We start from the raw sequence: 21,170 nt of genomic DNA on the forward strand, positions 1-21,170 counted from the left end.
GCCGGTAAGGTGGCCCTATGACCCACGACTGGCTGCTCGTGGAGACGCTGGGCAGCGAGCCCGCGGTGGTCGCGCAGGGCCGTCGAACCCAGAATCTGATCCCGATCGGTGCCTTCCTGCGGCGCAATCCGCATCTGATGGCGGTCCAGACGGCGATCGGCGAAACGGTGCGCGCGCATCAAGGCTTGAGCAGCATCACCCCGAAGAACGACCGTGTCATCCGCACGGAGGTCGTGCAGATGACCGACGGCCGGATACATGGCGTACACGTGTGGATCGGGCCGCCCGACATGGAACCCCCGGAGCGCCCGGTGCCCGGGCCGCTGGTATGGAACCTCGACACCGGCATCGCCACCGGCACCCCCGAATCGCTGGCCAACAGCGGGTGGGAATCGCCTCAGGAACCGACGCATAACCGAACTTTCGCCGACGACCTGCCGATGCGTGAACTCAACCCCAGCGAGGCCAAGGTATTGACCATGGCGATCAAGCGCGAGCCCGGCACCGCGTTCTGCAGCACCTGGGACGTCACCGACCACCGCGGCGAAGCGATCAGCGTCGGGTTCGTGACGCGGGCGGTGCTGGAATCCGACGGCGACGGACCGGATCGGCTGCTGTGCCGAGCGATGAACTGGCGCAGCGAACGCGAGCAGGAGCGCCCGGAACAGGATCACCTCGCCCAGCGGATCCTCAACGGACTGGCCCAGCCTGGTGTGCACCGCGCCTTGGTCGACCCGACGAACTGGACCTTGTTGAAGTGGCTCGACGACCCGGCCCCGTTCTTCGACTGGCGGGTCAGCCTGGCGGGCGAACACGCGGTGCATCCCGACGACCGCGCCGAGATGGAGCGCATGGCCGTGGATTTCAGGACCGGTATCGCTTCCGGTGTACTGCGGATGACCGGCGTCGGTGGCCAGGAGTGGGCACCGGTGCACGTGACGGTGAACCGGGTCGAACTCGACGACGACGTGTATGCCGCGCTCGCGACGCTGCGCCGCCCCAATGACACCGAGTTCGCCGAAGCAGGCCGACGCACTTCCTAGGTGCTGACATCGGCCGGGCCCGCGCGGGCCACCGCACGCGCAGCGCCCACACCGAAGCGGCCCAACGCGACCGGAACGTCGACGGCAACAACGATATCGACTTCGTCGACGTCGCACCGCGCCATCTCGGCATCCATGGCATCGGTGACCGCGGCCGCCCACGAGCACGCTTGATCGCCACCGGCCGCAATCCGGTGGGCGGCGGCCAACGCGCCCAGGTCTGCGGCCGCCTGTGCGCGGTGTCGCGCCGATACCGCCACACCGAGGTAAGCGGCACCGATGGCGATCGCCACCACGATCGCGATCATCGCAGCGGCAATGAGAGTGGTCGAACCCTGCTCAGCCCGAACCCGGTTCCACCGCGGCCGTGGCTCGCGCCTCGACGGCGAACCCGGGCAGTATCGGTGACCGCGCGCGGACGGTGGCGGTGACGAACCGTCCGTCGCTGCGGGTAGCGATGGAGGCTCCCTCTGGCGCCAAATCGCGGGCCGTCGTAGCGCTGTCGTGGCCGCGGGCGGCGAGGCGTGCGGCCTCGCGCGCGGCGTCGACACACCGGATATGCATCGACACCGCCGTGAGTCCGCCCAGACACAAGACGAGGACGGCGACCAGCGCTGCCACCGCGAACGCCGCTTCGACCGTGGCGCCGCCACGTTCACCGGTCAGACGTTCGTGTTGAGAGCGCGGCTGATGATGTTGGTCAACGCGCTGACGATCGAGTCGCCGGTGACGACCGTGTAGAGGATCGCACCGAACGCGGCGGCCGCGATGGTGCCGATCGCATACTCGACGGTCGACATTCCCTCGTCGGCGACGACCAGCAGCGTCAGCCGCGTCTGGAGCGCTCGAATCCTGTTGCCCTTCAACTTTTCTCCTCACTCGTTGTCCTTCACACAATCCCCGACTGCAGCACGTCTGCGGCCAGCCCCGCGACGACCGGAATGATGCCCAGGCAGAAGAACGCCGGCAGGTAGCACACCCCCAACGGGCCTGCGATCAAGACCGAGGCGCGTTCGGCCGCGGCGCGCGCAGTGTCCGCCGCATGGTCGCGCGACCGGCTGGCCAGCGCGCTGACCCCTTGGGCGAGGGCGCTTCCCGAGGACGCCGACCGCCGTGCCAGCCGCAACAATGCGTCGACGCTGTGATCGCCCTCGGGTGCAGGGGCCCACGCGGTCGTAGGATCAGCGCCCAGGGCAAGCAGATCCGCGGCACGGACCAATACTCGGGCCACCGTCGGCGGTGCCGAGGGCGCCGCGGCTGACGCAGCGCCGGCCACCGCCATACCCGAATGAAGGCAGGCCGCCAGCACTTCGAGCGCCGAGGCGAACGCCAGTGGATCGTTCGCCCGGACTTTGTGGTGTGACTTCGGATTTGGGCTGTGGGCGGTCCGCACACGGGCTCGGCCATCGGTGCCTGCGAGAAGCGCAGCGATCGCGAGAAGCAGCGCGGCAAGCGTCATCGGACCACCCCGCCGGTGATCCGGTCCGACCACACCAACCCCAGACATGTCAGTGCCGCACCGATGGCCAGGAGCCATTGGCCCGTCGACAACAGGAAGCGCAGCGGATGGGCGCCGATCAACTCGCCGAGTCCGATGCCCAGCAACGGCAGGACGGCGAGCACGGTGGCGGTGGTCCGCGCACCGGCCATACCCGCGCTCACTTGAGTCGAGAACCGTTCCCGCGCAACGATATCGCGGTGCGCGGTATGCATGAGCGTCGCGATGGCGAGGCCATGCGACTGAGCCAGATTCCAGCAGACCGCGAGCCGCTGCCAATACGTCGGCAGCGCCGACCGTCGTGCCACACTGAGCATCCCGGCGGCGACATCGCCTCCCATCCGCGCCCTGGCCGCCACCGTGCGCAGTGCTGCCGCGACGGCACCGTCGGCCTCGTTGGCTGCCGTGTCGAACGCGGTCACCGGATGGGCGCCGATCCGCAGCTCCCCGACCAGGACGTCGAGCGCACCCTCCAGTGCGGCGGCCTCATTCGTCCGCTGCCGCTCTCTGCGCCGGCGCCGGCGGCGGGCTTCGACGGTGGCGGCCGCGATCACCGCCGCCGCTACGACACCGAGCGGCGCAACGATCATCAGGGTGACGAGGACGGCCACCAGCCATAGAGGCGACGGGAGCCGTATCGCCCGGCGGCGTGAGCGTGCCAGCGGTGTGCGCCGCCGCGGACCTGGTGCGGTGAGAATCGCCAGCGCGAGGGCCAGCGCAGCGACGCTCACGAGCCACCCCGCTCACGGATCAGATCGTCGAGCCGCTGTGCGCCAGGGCCGAAACCGTGCCCGAGACGCCACGCCGTGGAGGCACGGACCGGGCCGTCGGCTCCGGCGGTCAACACCGCGATCTCGTCGAGTCGGCGCAGGCCCGTCCGGTCGCGGCCGACGTGGATCACCACTTGCACCGCGGCGCCGAGTTGGCTGTGCAACGCCGCCCGGTCGAGCCCACCGAGCGCCGCCAGCGCCTCGAGGCGCGCGGGCACCTCTGTCGGGCTGTTGGCGTGCACGGTTCCGGCGCCACCATCGTGACCGGTATTGAGCGCGCCGAGCAGATCGACGACCTCAGCGCCGCGTACCTCACCGACGACGATGCGGTCGGGCCTCATCCGTAACGCCTGCCTCACCAGGTCCCGCACCGTCACCTCGCCCGCGCCTTCGACGTTGGCGCAGCGCGCCACCAGCTTCACCAGATGCGGATGAGGTGGCGCGAGTTCCGAGGCGTCCTCGACGCAGACGATGCGTTCGATCGGGGGAACCGCGCCGAGCAGGGCGGCCAACAGGGTGGTCTTGCCCGCCCCGGTGCCTCCCGAGACCAGGAAGGCCAGCCGTGCGCGCACGACGCCGTCGAGGAGGGCGGCCGCGGCCGGTTCGATCGCGCCGGCGGCGGTCAGCGACGCCAGGTCCTGCGTCGCGGGGCGCAGCACCCGCAGCGACAGACACGTTCCCGCGGAAGCGATCGGCGGCAGGACCGCGTGTAGACGCACCGTGAACGCGCCGGTGCCGAGCCCGGTCAACTGGCCGTCGACCCATGGCTGCGCCTCGTCGAGGCGACGTCCGGCGGCGAGCGCCAACCGCTGCGCGAGCCTGCGCACGGAACTGTCGTCGGGAAAGCGAATTCCGGTGCGGCGCAACCCGTTGCCGTCATCCACCCACACCGCGTCCGGCGCCGTGACCAGAACATCGGTGGTGTCGTCGGCCGACAGCAACGGTTCGAGCACGCCCGCCCCGGTCAGCTCGGTCTCCAACAGGCGTAGCCCGCTGAGCACTTCGCTGTCGCCGAGCACACCACCGGACTCCGCGCGGATTGCCGCGGCCACCACCGTCGGCCGCAGCGGTCCCGATTCGGCCGCGAGCCGCTCGCGGACTCGGTCGATCAACGAGTCGCTCATGCGGCGATCGCAGGATGTTGTTGCAGAATCGTCAACACCTTGCGCGCCGCGCGGCCGAGCGGCGACCGACGACCGATCCGCAGTCCGCCCCGCTCGAGGGTGACCGCCATACCGGGTTGCGGACGCATCCCCGCCAGCAGCGGCAACCCGACGATTTCGGCGACCTCCGCCGACCGCAGCCCGCCCGGTGCCGGACCGCGCACGACCACACCCGAGTTGGGATTGAGCGTCGACACCCACCGGGCGACCGCGTCGGCCGCCGCGCACGAACGTACGTCGGCGGGTGTCACGACTACGGCGAGATCGGCGGAGGCCACAGCTGTCTCGGCCGCCGCGGTCGACCGCCTCGGGACGTCGCAAACGACGGTCGCACCCCCGCGACTGCCCGCGTCGATCACGGCACCGAGCGGTACGGGGTCGACGTCGCAGCCGACCCGGCTGCCAGACAGCACGGTCACGCCCCGTACGCGCGGCAACGCATCCCGCAGCGCCGCGTAGCTCAACCGCCCGCCCTGCAGCCGCAGATCCGGCCAGCGCAGCCCGGATTCGGCTTCACCGCCCACGACGAGATCGATGCCGCCGCTCCACGGGTCGACGTCGATCAACAACGCCTCGGGTGCGGCCAGCGCCAGCGCGGTCGCGAAGACCGATGCGCCTGCTCCACCGCGGCCGGCGATGACGGCCGCCACCGCACCGCGACGGCCCGCCTCGTGCAGCCCTTCAGCGGCCTCGGCCAACTCCGCCATCAACTCGTCGTCCTGCTCGGGCAGGGTGAGGACCCGCTGGGCACCGACCTCGATCGCCGCCTGCCAGTCGGCTCCGCGGGGTTCGACGCGGCCCACCAGGACGACGCGCGTACGTCGCGGCAACGCGCGGGCCACGCACCGGCGGGCGCCTGTGATGTCGAGCACGACGGCGGCCGCCTCGGTCCAGACCTTGCGGCTGGAGGGCTCCGACGCGTGGACGACCGGTACACCCGCCGCCGCACACACCCGGTCCACGTCCTCGCGAAGTGCCGGGTCGGCGATCAACGCGAGGTATCCACTCGATGAAGCCACCCTCCAACCCTGTGGCCTGGGCTTGCGACGACGCTACCGCTGACGCCTCATCTGTGGATCAACGCGATCTTGTGAATGACCCAGGTAAGAGTCGGCAAACGAAAACGGCGTTCCGCAACCACTGTGAATGGCAGCACATATCCGGATTGCGAAAAGTCCTGAAAAAGGGACGACCCCCGCCAGGGGGGGAGGAGGCGGAGGTCGTCGTGTATCAGCCCCGGGGGGTCGGGCTGATGCACACCCGACATAAGCCGGGTAAGGCTCACTATACACACGCCAGTCGGCTTCGGCGCAAGTGCTGCGCGCTGAGAAAAGTAGCCCGATCTGCGGAAGTGTCCTGTCTACGACACCTGTCATAACCTGCCACTTTGTACACTCTCCCGGCGATTGTCACGCGCGGGCCCCTATGCTGGCGTCGTGAGCGCATCTGGTTCGGCGGCCGAGGCGCCGGACGCGTCCGCGACGGGCGCTCCGACGGACGGTCCGGTCCGAACCGCCGCCTTCTTCGATCTCGATAAAACGGTCATCGCAAAAAGCAGCACTCTGGCTTTCAGCAAACCTTTTTTTGCGCAAGGACTAATGAATCGGCGGGCCGTGCTGAAGTCCACGTACGCCCAATTCCTCTTTCTCATGTCCGGCGCGGACCACGACCAGATGGACCGCATGCGCGCGTACGTCACCAACATGTGTGCCGGCTGGGACGTGGAGCAGGTGAAGTCGATCGTGGGCGAAACCCTGCATGACGTCGTCACGCCGTTGGTTTTCGCGGAGGCGGCCGAGCTGATCGCCGACCACAAACTGTGCGGCCGCGACGTGGTCATGGTGTCGGCCTCCGGGGAGGAAATCGTCGCGCCGATCGCTCGTGCGCTGGGCGCCACACACGCGATGGCCACCCGTATGGTCGTCGAAGACGGCAAATACACCGGAGAGATCGCCTTCTACTGCTACGGCGAGGGCAAGGTGGCCGCGATCCGGGAACTGGCCGAACGCGAGGGTTACGCGCTCGAGCATTCGTATGCCTACTCCGACTCGATCACCGATCTCCCGATGCTCGAGGCCGTCGGCCATCCGAACGTGGTCAATCCCGACCGCACGTTGCGCAAGGAAGCCGCGGCCCGAGGTTGGCCCGTGCTCGACTTCTCCAAACCGGTGTCGCTGCGGGATCGGATTCCGGCCCCGTCGGGTGCGGCCATGGCCACCACCGCGGCGGTCGGCATCAGCGCTTTGGCCGCCGGCGCGCTGACCTATTCGCTGTTGCGGCGCTTCGCCTTCTAGCCAACTCCTCACCCGCCAACCCGGGTTCCGCGTAACGATCCGGACTAGGGCTGATTTGGCCCTTGATGTGATCGCGGTCACGGGGTACAAAGGAGTCACGGAAGCTTGGAGAGGCCAAGATCGAGTCGGAAGAGAAGGCTCGAATCTCCCGCTTCAGGCTCCCCAGCACGGAACCCGGCACCCACGCGGAGCACATGCCGCGGAATAGGCAAAAGTGTTGCGGGCCTGCGTATTTGCGAATAGCGGACGGCTAGAGCGACCCTTTGGGTGGGGTTGCAGTCGAAGCGCATCGACAAGACGCCGAGGCCACCCACGCGACCCATCAGAGCACGCTTGGTAACCGGTCTCCGTGTTAGCGGGCGACGAGCCGAACCACGTTCGGAGCGTCGCCCGCTTCGCGTTGGCGACGAGGCGACGACCTGTGATGGCCGCCCCTTTCAGCAACGCCTCAGGACGACGAGGCCGCCTGGGCGATCGACAGCGCTTCGCGGGCGCCCTCGCGCAATGCGCGGCAGCTCAACAGGATCCACGCGGTCAGGCCGTCGGGGGTGCCGGACGAGAAGCCTCGCGCCGCGGCGTCGTAGTCGCCGGACCGGCGCATCCAGTGAACCTCCGGCACCCCGAGCCCGTGTGGATCGAGCCCGGTGGTGATCGTCACCAACCGCGACGCCGCCCGCGCCACCACACCGTCGGCGGCGCCGAACGGGGCGAGCGTGAGCAGTTCGCCGTGCACGACGGCGGCGAGCACGGGCGCGGGCACCCGGGTCCCTCCCGTGAGGATGTCGGCCAGCAGGGTCAGCCGCGTGCCCACGTGCGCCTCCTGGCGCGGGCGGCCCAACCGCTCGTCGTCGGCGATGTCCGCCGCCGCCAACGCGTGCAGCCGGGCGATGGCCTGCAGCGGGGCGCGCTGCCAGACGCCGACCAAGGTTGTCGCCCCGCCTTCCACGGCTTCGGACACCCGCAGCGCCCCGGCCAAAACCGGGTCCGGGGTGCCGTCGTCGGACAGCGCGAACGCACCGCCGTCGAGCACCGACGACGCTCGGGCGGCTCGCAGCGCGGCCTCGGCGGCGCTTTTCGGCCAGCCCCGCAGGTTGGTTCGGTGGCGGTGTGCGCGGCCCAGCGCTTCACGGGCCTCCTCGGCGGCCTCCGCGACGCCGGGCAGGTCAGCCAGCGGCGCCAACGGGTCCTTCGCGAAGCCACCGGTCACGGCAGCACACGCTAGCCGACCCGCGGACGAGCCGACCACGCCGTCTGCGGCGGCAAGCCGACCGTGACATCCCAATGTGTTTCGCCGACAGGGTGACTACCCTCACAGGTATGGCAGAGTCATCGGCGCAGCACGCCCACGGTCCGTCCGTCTACCCCCCGTCTCCGGAGTTCGCCCAGCAGGCGAACGCGACCGAGGAGCTTTACCGTCAGGCCGAGAAGGACCGGCTGGCGTTCTGGGCGGAGCAGGCCAACCGGCTCGATTGGGAGACACCGTTCGACGAGGTGCTCGACTGGTCGGATGCGCCGTTCGCGAAGTGGTTCGTCGGCGGAAAGCTGAACGTCGCCTACAACTGCGTGGACCGGCACGTCGAAGCCGGCCACGGCGACAGGGTGGCCCTGTACTGGGAGGGCGAACCGGTCGGTGACTCGCACGCGCTGACCTACGCCCAACTCAAAGACGAGGTCTGCAAGGCCGCCAACGCGCTGACCGAACTCGGACTCCGTGCGGGGGACCGGGCCGCCATCTACATGCCGATGATCCCCGAGGCGATCGTTGCGATGCTGGCGTGCGCGCGTCTGGGGGTGCTGCACAGTGTGGTGTTCGCCGGATTCTCGTCTTCGGCGCTGGCGGCCCGCATCGAGGACGCCGAGGCCAAGGTGGTCATCACCACCGACGGGCAGTACCGCCGCGGTCAGGCGGTGCCGTTGAAACCCGGCGCCGACGAAGCGGTGCAGGGCCAGGCATCCGTCGAACACGTGCTGGTGGTGGAACGCACCGGCATCGACGTGCCGTGGACCGAGGGCCGCGACATCTGGTGGCACGACATCGTCGACGCCGCCTCCACCGAACACACTCCCGAGGCATTCGACTCCGAACATCCGCTGTTCCTGCTGTACACGTCGGGCACTACCGGCAAGCCCAAGGGCATCGTGCACACCTCCGGCGGTTTTCTCACCCAGTCGTCCTACACCCACTACTACGTGTTCGACGCCAAGCCCGAAACCGACGTGTACTGGTGCACCGCTGACATCGGCTGGGTCACCGGCCACAGCTACATCGTCTTCGGCCCACTTTCCAACGGGTGCACACAAGTGGTCTACGAGGGCACTCCGAATTCGCCCAGCGAGCACCGCCACTTCGAGATCATCGAAAAGTACGGTGTGACAATTTATTACACGGCCCCGACCCTGATCCGCACCTTCATGAAGTGGGGCCGTGAGATTCCCGATGCCCACGACCTGTCCAGCTTGCGCCTGCTGGGGTCGGTGGGCGAGCCGATCAACCCGGAGGCCTGGCGGTGGTACCGCAAGGTGGTCGGGGGCGACCGAACTCCGGTGGTAGATACCTGGTGGCAGACCGAGACCGGGGCGATCATGATCTCCCCGCTGCCCGGTGTGACGGCAGCCAAGCCGGGTGCGGCGATGGCGCCACTTCCGGGTATCACCGCCAAGATCGTCGATGACGAGGGCAAGGAACTGGAGCCCGAAGCCGAAGGCGCCGAGCATGTCACCGGTTACCTCGTGCTCGATCAACCGTGGCCGGCCATGCTGCGCGGTATCTGGAAGGACCCGGAACGATACAAGGAAACCTACTGGAAGCGGTTCGAGAAGCAGGGTTGGTACTTCGCCGGCGACGGCGCCAGGGTCGACGCCGAGGGCGACATCTGGGTGCTCGGCCGCATCGATGACGTGATGAACGTATCGGGACACCGCATTTCGACCGCGGAGGTCGAGTCGGCGTTGGTCGGGCACTCCCATGTCGCCGAGGCTGCGGTCGTCGGCGCCAGCGACGAGACCACCGGCCAGGGAATCTGCGCATTCGTCATCCTCGAGTCGAACGCGAACGACAGCGACGACATGGTGCAGGAGCTTTCCGCACAGGTCGCCAAGGAGATCGGAAAGATCGCGCGACCCAGGGAGATTCACGTCGTACCCGAACTGCCCAAGACGCGCAGCGGCAAGATCATGCGCCGGCTTCTGCGGGACGTGGCCGAAGGCCGTGAACTCGGCGACACGTCGACACTGGTCGATCCGGACGTGTTCGAAGCGATCCGCGCCAGCAAGACCGAAAGCTGAACAAGCACCCGCGGGGATCAGGCGGCGGCGCCGACGGGGACGAAACCCGTCCCCGGCCGGTTCTTGGCCGTGATGTCGGCCAACTGCGTGTTGAACGACATCGTCACCGCGGGGGTGTGCAGCGGGATGTACTTGATGACGCACGTCGGCAGGGCTTCGGAGAAGGCGCCGTGGATCATGCCGACCAGCCGATTGTTGACGGTGACCGGCGCGCCCGAATCGCCGGGCTGACCGCACACCTGGTTGACGATGGTGCCCGGCTCCTCGCCCGGGCCCCACGTCACGCCGCACGAGTAGCCGGTCGTGCGGCCGAGCTTGCAGGCGATGTCACCGGCTACCGGATCGGGGCCCAGGCCGTCGATCTGGAACCCGTCGACGTTGTTGACCGGGCGCACCTTCTGCGGATCGAACTCAATGACCGCGTAGTCCAGGGCGTCGTTGCCCGCGACCATCGTGCCCACCACGCCTGCGGCGTCGACGCCTTCGGCGCTGACCTTGGCCCCGGGCCCGCCGCAGTGCGCGGACGTGAAGCCCACCAGCCGTCCCCTGTTGTCGTTTCCGATCGCGGTGAGCGTGCACAGCGTCTCGCCGTTGACGACGAGGCCCGAGCCGCCACCCAACGAGACCAGTCCCTGAGCGTGCACTGTCGCGGACATCGAGAGGAATGCCGCTGCTGCGACGACGATGGTCGTGGCGAGACGGCACAGCCGGAGGCCGCTGGTCTTCACGTGAACGTTTCCCCTATCGACGCGCCCCGACCTGCCCTGCCACTGATCTGGCCAGTCTATCGTCGGCCGGGATCGTTTGAGCGCACGCCACATGGCAACATGAGTCGCGACCGACACCATCGCCGGCCTATGCGGGAGGAACCGTCGTGAGCGATCGCAGGAATGGCGCGCCGACCACCGTCACGTCGATACCGCTGGTCGACCCGCACGCACCCAAGGCCGACCCGTCGATCGGTGACCTCGTCAAGGACGCGACCGCGCAGGTGTCCACGCTGGTGCGCGCCGAGGTCGAGCTGGCCAAGGCCGAGATCACGCGCGACGTCAAGAAGGGGCTGACCGGCAGCGTCTTCTTCGTCCTCGCGCTGGTCGTGCTGTTCTACTCGACGTTCTTTTTCTTCTTCTTCCTCGGTGAGCTGCTCGACCTGTGGCTGGTCAAGTGGGCGGCCTACCTCATCGTGTTCGGCCTGATGGTCGTCGTCACCGCCATCTTCGCCTTCCTTGGTTATCTCAAGGTGCGACGCATCCGCGGCCCGCAGAAGACGATCGAATCGGTCAAGGAGATCCCCGAGGCGCTGACGCCGGGCCACGACAGGACCAAGGAGATCGCCTCGGGCGACGGAAAGCCGGCGTCGACGGCCGACCCGTCGGGCTGGTAAGTGCCCCCACCCGCCCCGTCGGTCGTCCGCATCGACGGACCGTGGCGGCATCTGAAGGTGCACGCCAACGGAATTCGCTTCCACGTGGTCGAAGCGGAGGGTGACGCGGCTGGGGGCGCCGAGCGGCCGCTGGTGATCCTGCTGCACGGATTCGGCTCGTTCTGGTGGTCCTGGCGCCACCAACTACGCGGCTTGTCCGGTGCCCGCGTGGTCGCCGTCGACCTGCGCGGTTACGGTGCCAGCGACAAACCCCCGCGAGGCTACGACGGCTGGACGCTGGCCGGTGACACCGCGGGCCTGGTGCGGGCTCTGGGCCACAAGAGCGCGACGCTGGTCGGGCATGCCGACGGCGGCCTGGTGTGCTGGGCAACCGCCGTGCTGCATCCGCGCGCCGTCCGCGCTATCGCCGTGGTCAGCTCACCGCATCCGGCGGCGTTGCGCGCTTCTGCGCTGCGCCGTCGCGACCAGGGCCGCGCGCTGCTGCCGTGGATGCTGCGCTACCAGGTGCCGATGTGGCCCGAGCGGGCATTGACCCGCAACGACGGTGCCGAACTCGAACGCCTGGTGCGCAGCCGCGCCGGCGACAAATGGCTTGCCACCGAAGACTTCTCCGAGACCATCGCGCACATGCGCCGCGCCATTCAGATCCCCGGCGCCGCGCACTCGGCCCTCGAGTATCAGCGGTGGGCGGTGCGCAGCCAGCTACGCGGGGAGGGCAGGCGCTTCATACGCGAGATGAAGCGACCGATCAACGTTCCGGTGCTGCATATGCGCGGTGTTGCCGACCCGTATGTACTCGCCGATCCCGTGTACCGGACGCAGCGTTACGCACCGCACGGTAGGTACGTATCCATCGACGGCGCAGCACATTTCGGCCACGAGGAGGCACCGGACACGGTGAACGACCAGTTGTCCCGCTTCGTGGGGCAGGTCTACGGCTAGGCGACGCAGGCGCCGGTGGGCACCCGTTCGGTGTTGCCGAGCTTGGCCAGTTGCTGCGACACCTCGTTGGCGGTGAGCACGAAACCGGTGTCGGCGTCGTCGACCGCGGCACCGAACACCACGCCCAGCACCCGGCCCTCTCGATCGATCATCGGCCCACCCGAATTACCCTGGCGCACAGTGCCTCTAATGGTGTAGACCTCGCGCTCGACAGTGGTGGTGCGATAGATGTCGGGGCCACTCAACTCGATGATCTCGCGGACGCGCGCCGGCGTGGCGACGAAGTTTCCGCCACCGGGATAGCCCATCACCACGGCGTCGGTACCGGTGGTGGCCGGGGTGTCGGCGAACGACAGAGGCGCCGAAGGCAGGTCCGGCACGTCGAGGATCGAGATGTCGGCCTGCGGGTCGTAGGACACGACGAACGCGTCGTAGGTCTGCCCGTCGGCCTCGACGGTGACGCTCTCCGATCCGGCGACGACGTGCGCGTTGGAGATCACGCGGTTGCTGGCGGCGACGAAACCGGTTCCTTCGAGGACCTTCTGGCAGCCAGGGGCGACCCCGCGGATCTTGACGACGCTGGGCCGCGCCGACGCCACGACCGGGTCGGCGGCCAGAGCGGCGTCGGGCGCGTCGACGGCGACGATCGGGGTGCGCCCGAACGGTTGCAGCACGTCGGGCAGGCCGGAGGTGTCCAGCAACGCCGAGAGCCGCTTGGGCACCTCGCGCAGCCACGCAGGCGCCAGGTCGTTGACTTCCTTGAGCACCTGCGAGCCACGCACGGCCGCGGCGAGGTTCGGCTGGTCCGACGACTGCAGCGGGTACGTCAGCATCCACGCGGCCACCAGGACCGCCAAGGTTTGTATTGCCACCCCGATCAGCGAGTCGACCGTCCGCAGCGAGCGGTTGCGGATGGCGCTGCGCACCGCCCGGCCGAGCACCACGCCGGCGATCTCGCCCACGACGACCAACGCCAGGATCAAGAACAGCGTCACGAACAGCTTGGTGCGCGGCCCGTCGATGTTGGCGACCAGATGGGGCGCCAGCAGCACCCCGGCCACAGCGCCGAGGACCACCCCGAGGAACGACAGCATCGAGCCCAGTGCGCCTGAGCGCCAGCCCGAAATGCCCGCCACGAAGGCGATGCCGAGGACAATGAGGTCCACCCACTGCGACGATGTCATGGTTGTGCATCACCGTAACCGGCACCGCGGCCGACGAGCGCCATTGCGTCCTCCAGTTCGCGCACGTCGTCGGTATTCCACGGCTTTGCCCATCCGGCGACGTCGAGCATCGCCGAGATCACCTGACCGGTGAAACCCCACACCAGCATCTCGTTGAGCAGGAACGCCGGACCCGCGTAGCGTCGCGTGTTGGCCTTGCGGTACACCATGATTCGGTTCTCAGGGTTGATGAACGCGCGCACCGGAACCCGGGCGACATGCGCGGTCTCGGCCTCGTCGACGACACCCACGGGGCCCGGGTCCGGCGAGTAGGCCAGCACCGGTACGACGTGGAACCCCGACGGGGGGATGAACAATCGCTCCATCGTGGTGAGCGGATGTAACCGCTGCCCGTCGATCCCGGTCTCCTCGTTGGCCTCGCGCAGCGCCGTCTGCACCGGGCTGTGGTCGCCGGATTCGACGGCGCCTCCGGGAAACGCGGCCTGACCTGCGTGGTGGCGCAGGGTGCCCGCGCGCACCGTGACCAGAAGGTCGGCCTCGTCGGGCGCGGCGCCGGTCGGGGAGTCGGCGGGCCCGGAGAACAACACCAGCACCGCCGCCTCCCGCGCGTCGGCCTGCGCCGGTTTTCCTTCGCTGGTGACCATCGCGAGCAGCTCGGGCGGCACCCGCCTGCGGTAGGCCCGCTTGATGTCGCCTGCGTTGTCCAGCAACGGTTTGAGCCAGGCCGGGGCGGCATCGGGCATCAGACCGCTGCCCTCGCTGACCCAGCTCACCCCGGCTCTCCCGTCCTCGCGCCGACCTGCGGCCCCACCGCTGCGGCGATCTCATCGGCGCTGGTGAAAGAGCGCGGCAGGACCTCGCCAACGCTACCGTCCGCGCGCAACACCACGGTTGCGGGCATGACGTTGGGCACCCGTAGCGCGGCGGCGATCAGCCGCCTGCCGTCCTGCAAGGTGGGCAGACGCACGCCGAGTTCGGCCAGCCGCAGCAGCGCCGCCGTCTCGTTCTCGTCCTGGTGCACGGTCAGCACGGTCACGGCCGACCCCATGCGCTGCTGATATTCGGCCATCGCGGGGAGTTCGGCCGCGCACGGCGCGCACCAGTACGCCCACAGGTTGAGCACGACGACGCGTCCGGCCAGCGCCTTGGCTACGTCGACCATCGCCCCGTCGCCCGCGCACTCCAGCGTGATTCCGCGCAGTGCCTCGGATCCGGCTCCGGCTCCCGGCGCGGGGCACGGCGGCAGGTCGGCCTCGGCCCGCGGGCCGGCCAGCGCCTCGGCGGTGTCGGCGGCACGGCGGTCGCGCGCGCTGTGCTGCGACGGCGCCCCCGTGGAGTCGGTGTCGCGGTCCAACTGCGACCACAGCGCCCACCCGAGAGCCATGAGGACCACGAGCACCACGACGGTCCAACGGGTCGAGGTACTCACAGTGGTTCGGGGGTGCGTCGGTTACAGACCGGCCATAGCCAGCAGATGCTCGGTTTCGGGTCCCTTGACCAGCGGCGCGGCAATCAGGGGATCGGTCGGCCCGATGCCGAAGGAGGGGCAGTCGTTGGCCAGCACGCAGACCCCACACGCCGGTTTGCGCGCGTGGCAGACGCGGCGGCCGTGAAAGATCACCCGATGGCTCAGGTCGGTCCACTCGCTGCGCTCGATGAGCGCACCGACCGCATGCTCGACCTTGACCGGATCCTCTTCGGTGGTCCACCCCCAGCGGCGCACGAGCCTGCCGAAATGGGTGTCGACCGTGATGCCGGGGACGCCGAACGCGTTGCCGAGGATGACGTTGGCGGTCTTGCGGCCGACCCCCGGCAGGCTGACCAGCTCCTCCATGGTGGCCGGTACCTCGCCGTCGAACCGCTCGACGAGTTCCTGGCCGAGCCGGATGAGCGAGTTGGCCTTGTTGCGATAGAACCCGGTGGGCCGGATGAGCTCTTCAAGTTCGGTGCGGTCGGCCTGCGCGTAGTCCAGGGCGGTGCGATATTTCTTGAACAGCGCCGGCGTCGTGAGGTTGACCCGCTTGTCGGTGCTTTGGGCCGACAGGATCGTCGCGACGGTGAGCTCGAGCGGGTTGGTGAAGTCCAGCTCGCAGTACACGTGCGGAAATGCCTGCGCCAGCGTGCGATTCATTCGCCGTGCACGACGGACGAGCCCAATCCGCGTCTCGCCGTCCCGTTTCCGGGCGCGCTTGGGCCTACCCGCGTTCTTTGCCGACGCCTCACTTACGGTCACGCATGCCAGGGTACTGAGACGCCCGGACAAAGCCACCGCAAAGCCACCGCGAACCGCGCTGCCGAACTGCTGCGGACCGGTGACGTTTCGTGATCCCGCTGAGACTTTCGCCGTGTTTACTTCTGCCTTGTGTCGTGGTTGCTCGTTGGCCTGATTCCGGGGTTGCTGATGGCTGCGACGCTCGGGCTGCAACGCCTGGAGGCCGGCCTGCACCGAGACACGGTCTCAGCCACCGATGTGGCGCACTTCTTCGAACAGGCCGAGCCGTTGGACGTCGACACGCTAGCGCGGGACGGAATGAGCCGCGCACTGGACGGTCTGCGCCATCGCCAGCACGTCGCGCACGCGTTCACCAGCGGGTCAGCGGCGCATTTTCAGGACGCGGATCTGCCGGTACGGCCAAATCCCCAGCACGCGATGAATCCGGAATTTCAGCAGACCCGACATGCCGATCGTGTGTAGCGTGGGCTGGTCACGAAATCGGGTACCTCTAGACTTATCTCGCTTACCGATAGAGGTCGGCTTCACCTAACAGCTTAAGAGGGGCAACGTGGACGAGATCCTGGCGCGGGCCGGAATCTTCCAGGGGGTCGAACCCAGCGCCGTCACCGCGCTGACCAAGCAATTGCAGCCAGTCGACTTCCCCCGTGGACACACCGTGTTCGCCGAGGGTGAGCCCGGCGATCGGCTCTACATCATCATTTCCGGCAAGGTCAAGATCGGACGCCGCTCGCCGGACGGCCGCGAGAACCTGCTCACGATCATGGGCCCGTCGGACATGTTCGGTGAACTCTCGATCTTCGACCCGGGCCCGCGGACGTCGAGCGCGACCACCATCACCGAGGTTCGCGCGGTGTCGATGGACCGCGACGCGCTGCGCGCGTGGATCGCCGACCGCCCCGAGATCGCCGAGCAGTTGCTGCGCGTGCTCGCCCGCCGGTTGCGCCGCACCAACAACAACCTCGCCGATTTGATCTTCACCGACGTTCCCGGCCGGGTGGCCAAGCAGCTGCTTCAGCTGGCGCAGCGGTTCGGCACCCAGGAGGGCGGCGCGCTGCGGGTGACCCATGACCTCACTCAGGAGGAGATCGCCCAGCTCGTCGGCGCATCGCGGGAGACCGTCAACAAGGCGCTCGCCGATTTCGCCCATCGCGGCTGGATTCGCTTGGAAGGCAAGAGCGTTCTGATCTCCGACTCGGAACGGCTCGCGCGCCGAGCCCGGTAGCGATTTGTGCACACCGAGGAGCGGTGAGCGCTCCAGAATGTGCACAAATCACTCAGGTGCGCAGATAGTCGAGCTGCGCTTGGACGCTCCATTCCGCTACGTCCCATAGCTTCTCGTCGACGTCGGTGTAGACGTGCTCGACGACCTGTCGCACGGTGGCGTCGTCGCCGAGCACCCGCAACGCCGCGCGCACCTGGTCGAGCCGCTCCTCGCGGTGCGCCAGGTACATGTCGGTCACGGCTTCGAGGCTCTCCAGATCGGGCCCGTGCCCGGGCAACACGGTGCGCGGTCCGAGGCCCCGCAGCCGCTGCAGTGACTCCAGGTAGTCGGCGAGGCTGCCGTCCTCCTTGTCGATGACGGTCGTCCCGCGGCCCAGCACGGTGTCGGCCGTCAGGACCGCATCGTCGAGCAGGAACGACACCGAGTCGGCGGTGTGGCCCGGGGTGGCCATCACGGTGATGCGCAGCCCCGCGGCTTCGATGACCTCGCCGTCGGTGAGCGGGCCGCCGAGGCCTCGCAGGAATCCGCTGCCCACGGAACGCACCACCGCGCCCGTGCGGTCGACGATCTTGTCGATGGCCCCGGTGTGGTCCTCGTGTTTGTGGCTGATCAGCACCAACGGAATCGTTCCCAGCTCCGCGATCCGCCCGATGTGCTCGTCGTCGTCAGGCCCGGGGTCGACGACGACCATCTCGTCGCTGCCGGGGCCGCGCAGCACCCAGGTGTTGGTGCCGTCCAGCGTCAACAAGCCGGGGTTGTCGCACAGCAGCACCGAGGCAGTGTCGGTGACCCGACGCAGCCGTCCGTACGCCGGATGCTCCGGCGTCACCCGATCTCCACGATCACTTCGACCTCGACAGGGGCGTCCCTCGGCAGCTCGGACACCCCGACCGCGGACCGGGCATGCGCGCCTGCCTCCCCGAACACCTCCCCGAAGAGTTCCGACGCGCCGTTGATCACACCCGGCTGACCGTGGAATCCCGGCGCAGAGGCGACGAATCCGACCACCTTGACCACGCGGGTCACCGCGTCGATGCCGACCAGCGAATGCACCGCGGCCAGCGCGTTGAGCGCGCTCACCCGGGCCAGCTCGTGGGCCTGCTCGGGGGTGACCCCTGCGCCGACCTTGCCCGTGAGCACCAATTCACCGTCGCGAATCGGCAGCTGGCCCGCGGTGTAGACGAGGTTGCCGGTGCGTACTGCGGGCACGTAGGCCGCCAACGGCGCGACCAAAGGAGGCAACTCGATGCCCAGCTCCGCCAGCCGCGCGGACGGTGTCACTTGGGACGCTTGAGGTAGGCGACGTGCTGTTCGCCCGTGGGGCCCGGCAGCACAGACACCAACTCCCAACCGTCCTCGCCCCACTGATCGAGGATCTGCTTGGTGGCGTGGGTCAGCAGCGGGACGGTGGCGTATTCCCATCGGGTCGATTCGGTCATGCGCCCGAGCTTATCGGTGACCGCTATGTGGCCGCGGACCTGCGGAGCACCCAACCGCGTTGGCTAGCATGCACGGGTGGCTTCCACTACCAATGGCGGTAGATCCGTCGGCTGGCCCTCTCGGCTGAGCAAGGCTCGACTGCACTTCGTCACCGGCAAGGGTGGCACCGGCAAATCCACGATCGCCGCATCGCTGGCGTTGGCGCTGGCGGCCGGCGGCCGCAAGGTGCTGTTGGTGGAAGTCGAAGGGCGCCAAGGTATTGCGCAGTTGTTCGACGTGCCGCCGCTGCCCTACCAGGAGGTCAAGATCGCGACCGCCGAGGGCGGCGGTCAGGTCAACGCGCTGGCCATCGACACCGAGGCCGCGTTCCTGGAGTACCTCGACATGTTCTACAACCTGGGTCTGGCCGGGCGCGCGATGCGCCGGATCGGTGCCGTCGAATTCGCGACCACGATCGCGCCGGGTCTGCGCGACGTGCTGCTGACCGGCAAGATCCGCGAGATCGTGACCCGCGCCGAGAAGGGCAAACAGCCCGTCTACGACGCGGTCGTGGTCGACTCCCCGCCGACGGGTCGCATCGCGCGGTTCCTCGACGTCACCAAGGCGGTGTCGGATCTGGCCAAGGGCGGCCCGGTGCACGGGCAGGCCGAAAGTGTGGTCAAGGTGCTGCACTCCGACATGACCGCGATCCATCTGGTCACGCTGCTGGAGGCGCTGCCCATCCAGGAGACGCTGGAGGCGATCGACGAGCTCAAGGAACTCGGGCTGCCCATCGGCAGCGTGATCGTCAACCGTGACATCCCCGCGTACCTGCCCGCCGATGCGTTGACCAAGGCGGCCGAAGGTGACATCGACGCCGACACCGTGCGCGCCGACCTCGCCGAGGCCGGAATCTCGTTGTCGGACTCCGATTTCGCCGGGCTGCTGACCGAGGCGATCCAGCATGCGACCCGTATCCAGGCGCGCGCCGAAAGCGCGGAGCAACTCGACGCGCTGGACGTGGCGCGCCTGCAGCTGCCGCAGATCGTCGACGGTGTCGATCTGGGCAGCCTGTACGAACTCGCCGAAGAACTCGAACGCCAAGGGGTGCGCTGATGGACGCTCGCGCGAAGAAGGGTCGGAATTGATGAGTACGACTCCACCGGCCCTCGACTTGGGCTCGATTCTCAAGGACACGTCGAACCGCGTCGTGGTGTGCTGCGGCGCAGGAGGCGTCGGCAAGACCACCACGGCTGCGGCGATGGCGCTGCGCGCGGCGGAGTACGGCAGGACCGTCGTCGTGCTGACCATTGACCCGGCCAAGCGGCTCGCCCAGGCGCTGGGCATCAAGACGCTCGGCAACACTCCGCAGCGGGTTCCGCTGGCCCCCGAGGTGTCGGGCGAACTGCACGCGATGATGCTCGACATGCGCCGAACGTTCGACGAGATGGTCATCCAGTACTCGGGAACCCAGCGGGCACAAGAGATTCTGGACAACCAGTTCTATCAGACGGTGGCCACCTCGCTGGCGGGCACTCAGGAGTACATGGCCATGGAGAAGCTCGGTCAACTCCTGGCCGAGGACCGGTGGGACCTGGTCGTCGTCGACACCCCACCGTCACGCAACGCATTGGACTTTCTCGACGCGCCAAAGCGGTTGGGCGGCTTCATGGACAGCAGGCTGTGGAAGCTGCTGCTGGGGCCCGGGCGGGGTATCGGCCGGTTGGTCACGGGGGCGATGGGTCTGGCGATGAAGGCGCTGTCCACGGTTCTGGGATCGCAAATGCTCTCGGACGCAGCGGCTTTCGTGCAGTCGCTGGACTCGACGTTCGGCGGCTTCCGCGAGAAGGCCGACCGCACCTATGAGCTGCTCAAGCGGCGCGGGACGCAGTTCGTGGTGGTCTCGGCGGCCGAACCGGACGCCCTTCGCGAGGCGTCGTTCTTCGTCGACCGACTCTCCGAGGAGCACATGCCGCTGGCCGGTCTGATCCTCAACCGCACCCACCCGATGCTGTGCGATCTGCACGCCGAGAAGGCCGAGGAAGCCGCCGAGACGATCGAGAAGAGCGATCCGGAGTCGGTGACGGCAGCGGTGCTTAGAATCCACGCCGACCGGGCCATGACCGCCAAGCGTGAGATCCGGCTGCTGTCGCGCTTCACCGGGGCCAACCCGCACGTGTCGATCGTGGGCGTGCCCTCGCTGCCGTTCGACGTCTCGGACCTGGAAGCGCTGCGGGCGATCGCCGATCAGATCACCGGCGAGACCGCCGCGTAGCGAGAAAGCCGCCGGCGCGGCCTAGACCGCGTTGCGATGCTTGCGCTGGGCGTTGAAGAACTCTGCCCAGGAGACGACCTCGGGGTGCTGCTTGAGCAGAGCGCGGCGCTGCCGCTCGGTCATTCCGCCCCAGACCCCGAACTCCACCCGATTGTCGAGCGCGTCGGCGCCGCACTCGAGGATCACCGGACAGTGCCGGCAGATCACTGCGGCTTTGCGCTGTGCGGCCCCCCGGACGAACAGCTCATCAGGATCGGTCTGGCGGCATCGGGCTTGCGACACCCAGGCGATGCGGGCTTCGGCCTCGGCACCGTGGACGACACTGTGAGCCGACGATGTCACCGCGGTCCTGCGCGCCGCGGGCCTCGTAGCTGACACCAGAGTTCCCTCCGTTCCAACCGCCCCCCGGTCAACACCGGTACGGCGCGATCCCTGGTAGTAGAGCGCTCATGCGA

Annotated in this window: 25 protein-coding genes and 1 pseudogene; 9 read left to right on the forward strand and 17 right to left on the reverse strand. The window is 68.5% G+C overall.

The genetic code is table 11. The features are described from left to right. Positions 1-17 precede the first annotated feature (17 nt). Complete coding sequence (locus tag CEX87_RS16455; RefSeq protein WP_064419256.1) at positions 18-1,043, forward strand: PAS domain-containing protein; 1,026 nt, start codon at positions 18-20, stop codon at positions 1,041-1,043. Here CEX87_RS16455 and CEX87_RS16460 read toward each other — a convergent pair. The 7 genes and pseudogenes from CEX87_RS16460 to ssd all read right to left on the reverse strand — a co-directional run. Continuing rightward, positions 1,040-1,372 (reverse strand): annotated as a pseudogene (locus CEX87_RS16460) (Rv3654c family TadE-like protein); the annotation flags it as partial. The gene CEX87_RS16455 and the pseudogene CEX87_RS16460 overlap by 4 nt on opposite strands. Before the next feature lie 10 nt (positions 1,373-1,382). After that, positions 1,383-1,664 carry a TadE family type IV pilus minor pilin gene (locus CEX87_RS16465; protein ID WP_233151408.1) on the reverse strand — a complete coding sequence of 94 codons (282 nt, stop codon included), beginning with the start codon at positions 1,662-1,664 and terminating at the stop codon, positions 1,383-1,385. 41 nt (positions 1,665-1,705) lie between these two features. Next, complete coding sequence (locus CEX87_RS16470; RefSeq protein ID WP_064419254.1) at positions 1,706-1,909, reverse strand: DUF4244 domain-containing protein; 204 nt, start codon at positions 1,907-1,909, stop codon at positions 1,706-1,708. 23 nt (positions 1,910-1,932) lie between these two features. Next, a complete protein-coding gene (locus CEX87_RS16475) occupies positions 1,933-2,502 on the reverse strand; it encodes a type II secretion system F family protein (RefSeq protein ID WP_094288180.1) in 570 nt (189 codons plus the stop codon). After that, positions 2,499-3,272: a type II secretion system F family protein gene (locus CEX87_RS16480; RefSeq protein WP_198957238.1), complete on the reverse strand. Its 774-nt coding sequence runs from the start codon at positions 3,270-3,272 to the stop codon at positions 2,499-2,501. Before CEX87_RS16480 ends, CEX87_RS16475 begins: the two co-directional genes overlap by 4 nt. Next, positions 3,269-4,435, reverse strand: a complete 1,167-nt coding sequence (locus tag CEX87_RS16485) for a TadA family conjugal transfer-associated ATPase (protein ID WP_094288119.1) — start codon at positions 4,433-4,435, stop codon at positions 3,269-3,271. Before CEX87_RS16485 ends, CEX87_RS16480 begins: the two co-directional genes overlap by 4 nt. Continuing rightward, positions 4,432-5,493 carry a septum site-determining protein Ssd gene (gene ssd, locus CEX87_RS16490; protein WP_064399321.1) on the reverse strand — a complete coding sequence of 354 codons (1,062 nt, stop codon included), beginning with the start codon at positions 5,491-5,493 and terminating at the stop codon, positions 4,432-4,434. The genes CEX87_RS16485 and ssd overlap by 4 nt, the downstream gene beginning before the upstream one ends. A 417-nt stretch (positions 5,494-5,910) precedes the next feature. On the opposite strand from ssd, the gene CEX87_RS16495 reads away from it, so the two are divergent. Then, the gene (locus tag CEX87_RS16495; protein WP_064399322.1) at positions 5,911-6,768 is read left to right on the forward strand and encodes an HAD-IB family hydrolase; all 858 of its coding nucleotides are present in this window, start codon (positions 5,911-5,913) and stop codon (positions 6,766-6,768) included. A gap of 448 nt (positions 6,769-7,216) precedes the next feature. On the opposite strand, the gene CEX87_RS16505 is transcribed toward CEX87_RS16495, so the two are convergent. Beyond that, complete coding sequence (locus CEX87_RS16505) at positions 7,217-7,975, reverse strand: Fic family protein (protein WP_094288121.1); 759 nt, start codon at positions 7,973-7,975, stop codon at positions 7,217-7,219. 110 nt (positions 7,976-8,085) lie between these two features. Here CEX87_RS16505 and acs point away from each other — a divergent pair, with 110 nt between their 5' ends. Further along, a complete protein-coding gene (gene acs / locus CEX87_RS16510) occupies positions 8,086-10,053 on the forward strand; it encodes an acetate--CoA ligase (protein ID WP_064399324.1) in 1,968 nt (655 codons plus the stop codon). Between the two features lie 17 nt (positions 10,054-10,070). On the opposite strand, the gene CEX87_RS16515 is transcribed toward acs, so the two are convergent. Then, positions 10,071-10,739 carry a chymotrypsin family serine protease gene (locus CEX87_RS16515; protein WP_094288184.1) on the reverse strand — a complete coding sequence of 223 codons (669 nt, stop codon included), beginning with the start codon at positions 10,737-10,739 and terminating at the stop codon, positions 10,071-10,073. A 188-nt stretch (positions 10,740-10,927) separates the two neighbouring features. On the opposite strand from CEX87_RS16515, the gene CEX87_RS16520 reads away from it, so the two are divergent. Together CEX87_RS16520 and CEX87_RS16525 are read left to right on the forward strand one after the other, a co-directional pair. After that, a complete protein-coding gene (locus CEX87_RS16520; protein ID WP_064399325.1) occupies positions 10,928-11,437 on the forward strand; it encodes a phage holin family protein in 510 nt (169 codons plus the stop codon). Then, positions 11,438-12,379 (forward strand): alpha/beta fold hydrolase, encoded by a 942-nt coding sequence (locus CEX87_RS16525; protein WP_064427399.1) that lies wholly within the window; start codon positions 11,438-11,440, stop codon positions 12,377-12,379. Here the strand turns inward: CEX87_RS16525 and marP are convergent. Genes marP through nth form a run of 4 tightly spaced genes read right to left on the reverse strand, consistent with a single transcriptional unit; the run spans position 12,376 to position 15,694 of the window. Further along, positions 12,376-13,563, reverse strand: a complete 1,188-nt coding sequence (marP, locus tag CEX87_RS16530) for an acid resistance serine protease MarP (protein ID WP_066810241.1) — start codon at positions 13,561-13,563, stop codon at positions 12,376-12,378. The two genes, CEX87_RS16525 and marP, sit on opposite strands and share 4 nt — an antisense overlap. Continuing rightward, positions 13,560-14,336, reverse strand: coding sequence for an NUDIX hydrolase (locus CEX87_RS16535; protein WP_064399328.1), 777 nt, complete (start codon positions 14,334-14,336; stop codon positions 13,560-13,562). Before CEX87_RS16535 ends, marP begins: the two co-directional genes overlap by 4 nt. After that, positions 14,333-14,992, reverse strand: coding sequence for a TlpA family protein disulfide reductase (locus tag CEX87_RS16540; RefSeq protein WP_064399329.1), 660 nt, complete (start codon positions 14,990-14,992; stop codon positions 14,333-14,335). The genes CEX87_RS16535 and CEX87_RS16540 overlap by 4 nt, the downstream gene beginning before the upstream one ends. Positions 14,993-15,013: 21 nt before the next feature. Beyond that, entirely contained in the window at positions 15,014-15,694 is a 681-nt protein-coding gene (gene nth / locus CEX87_RS16545) for an endonuclease III (RefSeq protein WP_198957242.1), read from the reverse strand. A gap of 270 nt (positions 15,695-15,964) precedes the next feature. On the opposite strand from nth, the gene CEX87_RS16550 reads away from it, so the two are divergent. Further along, positions 15,965-16,258: a hypothetical protein gene (locus tag CEX87_RS16550; RefSeq protein ID WP_094288186.1), complete on the forward strand. Its 294-nt coding sequence runs from the start codon at positions 15,965-15,967 to the stop codon at positions 16,256-16,258. An 88-nt stretch (positions 16,259-16,346) separates the two neighbouring features. Beyond that, positions 16,347-17,021: a cAMP-activated global transcriptional regulator CRP gene (crp, locus tag CEX87_RS16555; RefSeq protein WP_064347819.1), complete on the forward strand. Its 675-nt coding sequence runs from the start codon at positions 16,347-16,349 to the stop codon at positions 17,019-17,021. A gap of 52 nt (positions 17,022-17,073) precedes the next feature. Here crp and CEX87_RS16560 read toward each other — a convergent pair whose 3' ends face one another. From CEX87_RS16560 to CEX87_RS16570, 3 genes are read right to left on the reverse strand one after another with little or no spacing between them, the layout of a single operon-like run. Next, entirely contained in the window at positions 17,074-17,850 is a 777-nt protein-coding gene (locus CEX87_RS16560) for an MBL fold metallo-hydrolase (protein ID WP_064399331.1), read from the reverse strand. Next, entirely contained in the window at positions 17,847-18,302 is a 456-nt protein-coding gene (locus CEX87_RS16565; RefSeq protein WP_094288125.1) for a RidA family protein, read from the reverse strand. Before CEX87_RS16565 ends, CEX87_RS16560 begins: the two co-directional genes overlap by 4 nt. Further along, on the reverse strand, positions 18,299-18,460 hold the full coding sequence (locus tag CEX87_RS16570) for a DUF4177 domain-containing protein (protein WP_094288127.1): 162 nt from the start codon (positions 18,458-18,460) through the stop codon (positions 18,299-18,301). The genes CEX87_RS16565 and CEX87_RS16570 overlap by 4 nt, the downstream gene beginning before the upstream one ends. A gap of 76 nt (positions 18,461-18,536) precedes the next feature. Between CEX87_RS16570 and CEX87_RS16575 the strand changes: the two genes are divergently transcribed. Beyond that, complete coding sequence (locus CEX87_RS16575; protein ID WP_064419245.1) at positions 18,537-19,556, forward strand: ArsA family ATPase; 1,020 nt, start codon at positions 18,537-18,539, stop codon at positions 19,554-19,556. Between the two features lie 31 nt (positions 19,557-19,587). Then, positions 19,588-20,715, forward strand: a complete 1,128-nt coding sequence (locus CEX87_RS16580) for an ArsA family ATPase (protein ID WP_064425375.1) — start codon at positions 19,588-19,590, stop codon at positions 20,713-20,715. 21 nt (positions 20,716-20,736) lie between these two features. Here the strand turns inward: CEX87_RS16580 and CEX87_RS16585 are convergent, their stop codons facing one another. Continuing rightward, positions 20,737-21,093, reverse strand: coding sequence for a WhiB family transcriptional regulator (locus tag CEX87_RS16585; RefSeq protein ID WP_068196012.1), 357 nt, complete (start codon positions 21,091-21,093; stop codon positions 20,737-20,739). Positions 21,094-21,170: the final 77 nt, after the last annotated feature.

Source organism: Mycobacterium lehmannii (genome assembly GCF_002245535.1).
Taxonomy (GTDB): domain Bacteria; phylum Actinomycetota; class Actinomycetes; order Mycobacteriales; family Mycobacteriaceae; genus Mycobacterium; species Mycobacterium lehmannii.

Bases quoted from the DNA above. Each gene is read 5' to 3' on its own strand.
- CEX87_RS16455 (WP_064419256.1), top strand. From the start codon at position 18: ATGACCCACGACTGGCTGCTCGTGGAGACGCTGGGCAGCGAGCCCGCG.
- CEX87_RS16475 (WP_094288180.1), bottom strand. From the start codon at position 2,502: ATGACGCTTGCCGCGCTGCTTCTCGCGATCGCTGCGCTTCTCGCAGGC.
- CEX87_RS16485 (WP_094288119.1), bottom strand. From the start codon at position 4,435: ATGAGCGACTCGTTGATCGACCGAGTCCGCGAGCGGCTCGCGGCCGAA.
- acs (WP_064399324.1), top strand. From the start codon at position 8,086: ATGGCAGAGTCATCGGCGCAGCACGCCCACGGTCCGTCCGTCTACCCC.
- marP (WP_066810241.1), bottom strand. From the start codon at position 13,563: ATGACATCGTCGCAGTGGGTGGACCTCATTGTCCTCGGCATCGCCTTC.
- nth (WP_198957242.1), bottom strand. From the start codon at position 15,694: ATGAATCGCACGCTGGCGCAGGCATTTCCGCACGTGTACTGCGAGCTG.
- CEX87_RS16550 (WP_094288186.1), top strand. From the start codon at position 15,965: ATGGCTGCGACGCTCGGGCTGCAACGCCTGGAGGCCGGCCTGCACCGA.
- CEX87_RS16570 (WP_094288127.1), bottom strand. From the start codon at position 18,460: ATGACCGAATCGACCCGATGGGAATACGCCACCGTCCCGCTGCTGACC.
- CEX87_RS16580 (WP_064425375.1), top strand. From the start codon at position 19,588: ATGAGTACGACTCCACCGGCCCTCGACTTGGGCTCGATTCTCAAGGAC.